The organism is Gordonia sp. i37 (genome assembly GCF_002043085.1).
In the GTDB taxonomy this organism is placed as follows: domain Bacteria; phylum Actinomycetota; class Actinomycetes; order Mycobacteriales; family Mycobacteriaceae; genus Gordonia; species Gordonia polyisoprenivorans.
In genome coordinates this window covers 23,457-29,632 of sequence record NZ_MVPX01000396.1, presented here as the reverse complement: position 1 = coordinate 29,632, position 6,176 = coordinate 23,457, and the positions used below count along the sequence as shown (strand labels likewise).

Below are 6,176 nucleotides of genomic sequence, written 5' to 3'. Positions count from 1 at the left end.
CGAGGGAGGTGGCGTAGTCGCGGTCGATCGGCCCGTATCCCTGCAACCGGGGCACGAGAAAGCCATCGGGGTCCTTCAACACGGTCAGTACGGGTGCTCCTGGTACGACCAAAGCCCGCCCGAATGCCACCGGCACCTCATCCGGCGTCGGTGGATTCATCGGGTCGGGGATCTCGGGTTCGACGACGGGCTCCACCAACTCGACGTCGGGAGCGTCGGCATCGACGGGTTCGGGCATCAGGTGGTCCCACGCTGCCGCGTCCTCGGCGTCAGCGGGAGTTTCGGCGGAGTCGTTCCTGTCGACAGCACGGCCCTTGGCGCAATCGGCCAAGCCGCATTCGCAGTCGAGCCGGGCTCCGGGTACGCCGGTGATCTCCCCGAGTGCGATCACCCGCAGCGACCCCACGCGGCGGGGGTCCTTGCGGCAGGTACGTTCATCGATCAGCGCCTCGATCTGGGTGGTGAGGAATACCCCGTAATGGGCGGGGACGACCGCGTCGAGAGCGGAGTGCCCGGCAACGTCGGGGGTGATGGTGACGTTTCCCACCAGGTCGGTGATGGTGTCGCGGTCCTCGATAACGCTGTCGGGGTTCATCGAGATCAGTGCGGCGTCGAGTTGTTGCGATAGCACAGGGTCGGTCGTGGCGCGGGATCCGTAATCCAGGACGATCTCTTCGAACGACATCCCGGACTCGTCACCGTCGGTGCTGTCGCTGTCGCTGTCGCTGTCGCTGTCGCTGTCGGTCTCGGTGTCGGTGTCCGCGCCACGCTGTGCAGCGCGCGCCATGATCGAGGCCCGATTCGTCGAGAGCTCCCCGTTCAGATAGGCGGCACGGATCAGCGGGAACTTCTCCAACAGATCCGCCAACGCCACCCAACTCCCGGCCTTACTGCGAGAGACCTTGAACTGCAACGACACCTCGGCCCGGCCGAGTCTCTCAGCATGCTCGATCACCGAACCCCACACGCTGGTCTCCGATCGACCAGCGAGATGCTCGCGATACACCCGCTCCGCCAGCGCCGCGGCTGCCAGGACCGTCCGGGCCTCGTGTTTGCGGGACTTGCGTAGCAGATCAGGGCCGGTTTCGGTGAGCTCGTCCCGTGACATCGACGTGATTGCGGCAGCGTCGGCATCCGGATCGGTGAACGTCAACGTGGTCGACATCCGAACAACCTCCCCTCCCGCGATCGGACTTATGGGCACAAGTGTACGAAGGGGTACCGACAAAACCGGTCCGGCTAACGTCAGCTCGACAGAATTTGTGGACAACTTTTTTCCGACGCGTCGAGTGGGCGCTCCATTGCGTCGAGTGGGTAGTGGATGTGGTTGCGATGCTTGTCATCTCGCCAGGTCTCGAGGTTCGCCGCACGCGGCTCGCACCTCGACCACCGATAAGAACGACACCTCGACTTTTGGAAAGTGGGACACGTTGACCACCGATAAGAAGGACACCTCGACCATCGGTCGAGCGGGCCTCGATCCTGCCTCGATCCTGCCTCGATCCTTGGTCGGCGTGTTCGAGCTGAGAGTGGTAGTGCCATAGCGAAAAGTCGCGGGCCTCTCGGTGGCTACGATCGATTTGTCGGACCCGACAGGTACGTTCGCCGGGTGGAACGCGAGGAGAGCGGAATGTCGGATGTGATCGTCGGGGACGACGGGATCTCTCGTTGTACCTGGGCGGCTCGGGAGCCCGAGACCACCTACCACGACACCGAATGGGGATTCCCGCTGTCGGGGGATACCGCCCTGTTTGAGCGGGTCTGTCTCGAGGGATTCCAGTCGGGGCTGAGCTGGCGGACCATCCTCACCAAACGGGAGAACTTTCGGAAAGCGTTCCGTGGCTTCGACATTGCGACGGTTGCTCGCTTCGGTGAGGCCGACGTGGCGCGGCTTCTCGGTGACGCGGGCATCATCCGGCATCGCGGCAAGATCGAGGCGTCGATCAACAATGCGCGCCACGCCGAGGATCTCATCGACGCCGAGGGCTCGCTCGAGGCGTTCTTCTGGCGGTACGCACCAGACCGGGACCATGAGCCGGGGTCGATGACGACCTCTCCCGAATCGCTGGCGCTGTCGAAGGACCTCAAGAAGCTGGGGTGGCGGTTCGTTGGCCCGACGACGATGTTCGCGCTGATGCAGGCCGCCGGATTCGTCAACGACCATGCCTACGACTGTGCGATCCGGCCGGTCGTCGATGCCGCGATCTCCGCACACCCGCGACCGGCGTGAGGTGATCGTTGACCGACGGCAGGGCGTGAGAGTAGCGTCACATGTGGTAACAGTCGTATCCAGATAGGGGCTGGGTCATGGTGAGCGCAACGACGACCCGAACGGCGCCGGTCGGCCGCCGGCATCCGACGACGATGCTCGACCTGATCACCGTCGAGGGTCTCACCAGCGGCGTCGCGAACATCATCATGCAGTTGTCGTTGCCGCCGGTCGGTGCGGGCGTCAACGAGAGTCGCGTCGTGTCCGGTAGCCCGCGGCGGTATCCGATGAAGCGCACGCGCACCACCGGTACCTATCTCGCGGTGGCCTTGCTCGGCACCGAGGATGAGAAGAATCAGCTGCGCGCAGAGGTCGCGCAGATGCACAAGCCCGTCGTTTCCACCCCGGACAGTCCGGTGCGCTACAGCGGCAACAGTCCTGACCTCCAATTGTGGGTCGCCGCCTGCCTTTTCCGCTTCTATCTCGACCAGTACACGATCCTCTACGGCGATCTGACCACCGCCGAGCTCGACGTCCTCGTCCGTGCCGGCGAGCCGCTGGCCACCGGCGTCAACGTGCGCCCGGCGTCCTGGCCGCAGACGTGGGCGGAGTTCACCCAGTACTGGGAAGGCATGCAATCGCACCTGTCCATCTCCGCAGAGGTGAAGCGGGACTTCGAGACGCTGTCGAACATGGAGTTCGTTCTCGAGGCGTGGGGGCCGCTCGGACGTCCGTTCCCACTGTTGCTGGGCAAGCACTACCAATTCATGACCCGCGCGAACCTGCCGCCGCGATTCCGGGAGCTGATGGGGTGGGACTGGACCGATCGCGACCAACGCAACTTCGACCGAGTGCTGGCAAGGATGCGCGTGCTCGACCGCGTCGGCGGACGTCAACTCGCCTTGGGTTTGCTGTGGTCGTACATGATCGACTTCCGCCTTCGTCGGCGACTCGGCATCCCGGTGCTCGGCACACTTCGGGTGACGCAGATCCCGATACGTGATGGCGGCGGTGTGCGACGGCTGGCGCGGCGCTCGTGGCGTCAGGTGCAGTAGGGCGGCGTGCCACGACGGCTTGACTTCAATCGAGCTTGAGGTTTTACCGTCGTTGCCATGACGGACCACGGTGATAGACCGTACCTCGCGCCCGCCCTTCCGGACGCGCTCGACGTGGCACATCGACTCGTCGCCGCGCTACAACTCGGAATGGACCGCTCGGACGCGGATGCCTACGACGCCATGTTCGCCGCCGACATTCTCTGGGGATCACCCAAAGGTGCGGTATTGCAAGGCTTCTCCACCTTGAACGGGATTCATCAGCGGCTGTTCGCTCAAGCCGTGGCGCCACCGTCGGACTTCTCGGTGGCGCAGGCCGCAATGATCGCGCCCGGAGTGGTGGTTGCCCAGATCGGACGCCACGCACGTGGGGGTGGATTCTCCGAGATGGCGATGTACGTGCTGGTCGAGCGGGACGGACGGTGGTGGGTGACAGCCGGCCAGAACACCCCGATTGCTGATGATTGAGCCGGCTGCTACGCCGCAACGCCCGACATCTGTGGGGCAAGTCGCTTGAGTCCCTGGCGGATTCGAGACTTGACGGTCGGTAGCGCGACGCCGAGACGATCGGCCACCTCCCGGTAGGTCAGCCCCTCGAAGTAGGCGAGCTCGATCGACTCGCGTTGTAGCGGCGTGAGGACCGACAGACTCGACCGGATCTCGCGATTCGTATCATGACGCTCGGCGAGTTCGCTGACCACGTCGCACTCGACCCGCGAACCGAGATCGGCTGTGCCGTAATCGATCGTGCGGCGCCGGCTCGCTGTCTCCGACCGCACGCGATCCACCGCGCGACGATGCGCGAGGGTCATCAGCCAGCTGATCGCCGAGCCGTTACCGACGACGAACCCATCCGCCGAGCGCCATACCGCGAGATACACCTCCTGGGTGGCTTCCTCGCTCATTCCGGCGTCGCGCAGCACACGTCGGGTCATGCCGTAAACGCGTGCCGAGGTGAGGTCGTAGAACCGCCCGAAGGCCACCTGATCGCCGGAGCCGACACGCGTCAAGAGCACGTCGAGATCATCGTCGTGTGTGCTCATCAGGCTCCTTAGGGGCTGGGTGGGCAGACATCCGATGTGGATTCGGTGGCGAATCACCAATGTCCGGCCTCTGCGTCTCGACGCTATGTACCGATTCGGGTTGCCACCACGGCCCGTGATCAAACGCGACGCATTAGCAACGCGGATAACGGTTTGATAACGCCGCGACGGCGCTGTCGGGGGTGGGAGGGCGCTGTCGGGGGGTGGGGAGGGCGCTGTCGGCGTGCTGGAGGGCGATGTCGCGGGAGGGGCGGCGTCACCACCGGGAGGTCGGGTTGCGCATCGCGCAGGCCACGCATTGCCGCGCGGCCGGTAGCACCTCCAGGCGTTCTGCGCCGATCGGCGAGCCGCAGGTCTCGCATCGCCCGTACTCGCCGTGGCCGACGCGCTCGAGGGCTGCGTCGATCTCGACGAGACGCGCCCGCGATCGCTCGACCTGGGCCATCAATTGGCCGCGTTCCACGGCGAGCGTCGAGCCCTCGGGGTCGTGCTCGTCGTCGGCGGCCTCGTCGGCCGTCGCCTCGATGACCGCCGAGAGTCGTTGTGACAGTGCGTCGATCAGCGCCGTGGTGCGTGCTCGCTCCGAGAGCAGCGCCTCTCGTGACGGGTCGGGCCCGTCTCGCATATCGCTGTCCCGGTGCATCATTTCTTTCTACGCCCACACCGCCGGCGCCCACATGACTTGCACCTTCTGCGAAGTTCGCGGCGGGCGCAGCTCTACGATGGACCCGTGACCAGCGACCCGCACGGCAACACCGGCGCGCCCTTCGACGCCGCGACCACCGCCAAGTTCGTCCTCCTGACGACCTACCGCAAGGACGGCACCCCGGTGTCCTCACCGCTGTGGGGCGTCACCGAGGGCAACGAGATGTTCATGTGGACACCTGCCGACTCGTGGAAGATCAAACGTCTTCGCCGTGATCAGAAGGTCGTCGTCCAGGCGTGTGACCGCATGGGAAAGACGTTGGAGGGTAAGCCGGTCGAGGGTCGGGCCGAGCTGCTCGACGAGGCGGGCACCGATCGCGCCAAGAAGTTGTTGGTCGGAAAGTACGGGCTACTCGCCCGACTCGTGATCGCCGGCAGCAAACTACGTCGCGGATCGGCGGGCACCATCGGGATCGCGATCAGGCCTGCCGCCTGAGGGCCGAGCTGTGGCGACGTTCCGGTGTCTGGGTGTTGGTCTTGCGGAGCCGTGGTCGCTCGAACACCGGCTTGTCCGGGGTGGTCAGCCGCAGGGTCTGGGCCATGTCGGTGTGACAGCTCGCCCGGATGACCTCGTACTCCACCTCGTCGATCCGCCCGTCGCGCAGGTCGGAGTCGGCATCGCGTAGTCGCGCGGAGATGCGCCGGATCAGCGCGATGTTCGACAGCGACGTCAGGTCGGCGTCGGGACCCGTCCAGCCCTCGACGGACACCGAGGCCGTACGGATGTCCCGGGTGCGTTCGGCGACCACGATCACCAAACCCACCGACACCGCGATCGCCACCGCAAACGCGACGACGAGCGCGGAATTGACGTATCCGCAGATGAAAGCCGTGCCCAGGACGATGGCTGCGACGATCGCCGGAAGCCAGCGCCACGCCCGCATCCAGCGGCGCTGTTCGACAGAGGTCCCCGGCGGGTAGAGCACCATCCGGTCACGGACCCACTGGCGGGCGTAACCGATCTGCACGTATCCCCATCGATAGTCGCCGGCGACGATGCGCCGCGGTGCTGTGCTGCTCATGACCTCAGGTCTAATCCGCGGCTCATCGCGCGGTAAGGGGTTCTCACACGATCTCGACGCCGTGCGCTGGGATTTTGACGCGTCCTTGACGCGCACCGTGAGCTGTTCGGAGGCCCTCGAGCGTCGTGGCCCGATGATCGAC

At 65.4% G+C, this 6,176-nt stretch carries 8 protein-coding genes; 4 read left to right on the top strand and 4 right to left on the bottom strand.

Annotation, left to right across the window (positions count from 1 at the left end; translation table 11 throughout):
• Nucleotides 1-1,165, bottom strand: a 1,165-nt coding sequence (locus B1964_RS19600; protein WP_079930960.1) for a DUF222 domain-containing protein, incomplete at its 3' end; no start/stop codon positions are given.
• Nucleotides 1,166-1,630: 465 nt separating this feature from the next.
• On the opposite strand from B1964_RS19600, the gene B1964_RS19595 reads away from it, so the two are divergent.
• From B1964_RS19595 to B1964_RS19585, 3 genes are all read left to right on the top strand, one after another.
• On the top strand, nt 1,631-2,230 hold the full coding sequence (locus tag B1964_RS19595) for a DNA-3-methyladenine glycosylase I (RefSeq protein WP_079930962.1): 600 nt from the start codon (nt 1,631-1,633) through the stop codon (nt 2,228-2,230).
• A 77-nt stretch (nt 2,231-2,307) separates the two neighbouring features.
• On the top strand, nt 2,308-3,264 hold the full coding sequence (locus B1964_RS19590; RefSeq protein ID WP_079930959.1) for an oxygenase MpaB family protein: 957 nt from the start codon (nt 2,308-2,310) through the stop codon (nt 3,262-3,264).
• A gap of 57 nt (nt 3,265-3,321) precedes the next feature.
• The gene (locus tag B1964_RS19585) at nt 3,322-3,732 is read left to right on the top strand and encodes a nuclear transport factor 2 family protein (RefSeq protein ID WP_079930958.1); all 411 of its coding nucleotides are present in this window, start codon (nt 3,322-3,324) and stop codon (nt 3,730-3,732) included.
• A gap of 8 nt (nt 3,733-3,740) precedes the next feature.
• On the opposite strand, the gene sigK is transcribed toward B1964_RS19585, so the two are convergent.
• Together sigK and B1964_RS19575 are read right to left on the bottom strand one after the other, a co-directional pair.
• Complete coding sequence (gene sigK / locus B1964_RS19580) at nt 3,741-4,307, bottom strand: ECF RNA polymerase sigma factor SigK (RefSeq protein ID WP_172398904.1); 567 nt, start codon at nt 4,305-4,307, stop codon at nt 3,741-3,743.
• 256 nt (nt 4,308-4,563) lie between these two features.
• Entirely contained in the window at nt 4,564-4,950 is a 387-nt protein-coding gene (locus B1964_RS19575; protein ID WP_079930961.1) for a TraR/DksA C4-type zinc finger protein, read from the bottom strand.
• An 87-nt stretch (nt 4,951-5,037) separates the two neighbouring features.
• Between B1964_RS19575 and B1964_RS19570 the strand changes: the two genes are divergently transcribed.
• The gene (locus B1964_RS19570) at nt 5,038-5,448 is read left to right on the top strand and encodes a PPOX class F420-dependent oxidoreductase (protein ID WP_079930956.1); all 411 of its coding nucleotides are present in this window, start codon (nt 5,038-5,040) and stop codon (nt 5,446-5,448) included.
• Here the strand turns inward: B1964_RS19570 and B1964_RS19565 are convergent.
• Complete coding sequence (locus B1964_RS19565) at nt 5,432-6,034, bottom strand: DUF6611 family protein (RefSeq protein WP_079930955.1); 603 nt, start codon at nt 6,032-6,034, stop codon at nt 5,432-5,434. The genes B1964_RS19570 and B1964_RS19565 overlap by 17 nt on opposite strands.
• Nucleotides 6,035-6,176 lie beyond the last annotated feature (142 nt).

What these genes read in the sequence shown, in the direction of transcription:
- B1964_RS19585 (WP_079930958.1), top strand. Translation starts at nt 3,322, where the DNA reads ATGACGGACCACGGTGATAGACCGTACCTCGCGCCCGCCCTTCCGGAC.
- B1964_RS19590 (WP_079930959.1), top strand. Translation starts at nt 2,308, where the DNA reads ATGGTGAGCGCAACGACGACCCGAACGGCGCCGGTCGGCCGCCGGCAT.
- B1964_RS19595 (WP_079930962.1), top strand. Translation starts at nt 1,631, where the DNA reads ATGTCGGATGTGATCGTCGGGGACGACGGGATCTCTCGTTGTACCTGG.
- sigK (WP_172398904.1), bottom strand. Translation starts at nt 4,307, where the DNA reads ATGAGCACACACGACGATGATCTCGACGTGCTCTTGACGCGTGTCGGC.
- B1964_RS19565 (WP_079930955.1), bottom strand. Translation starts at nt 6,034, where the DNA reads ATGAGCAGCACAGCACCGCGGCGCATCGTCGCCGGCGACTATCGATGG.
- B1964_RS19575 (WP_079930961.1), bottom strand. Translation starts at nt 4,950, where the DNA reads ATGCACCGGGACAGCGATATGCGAGACGGGCCCGACCCGTCACGAGAG.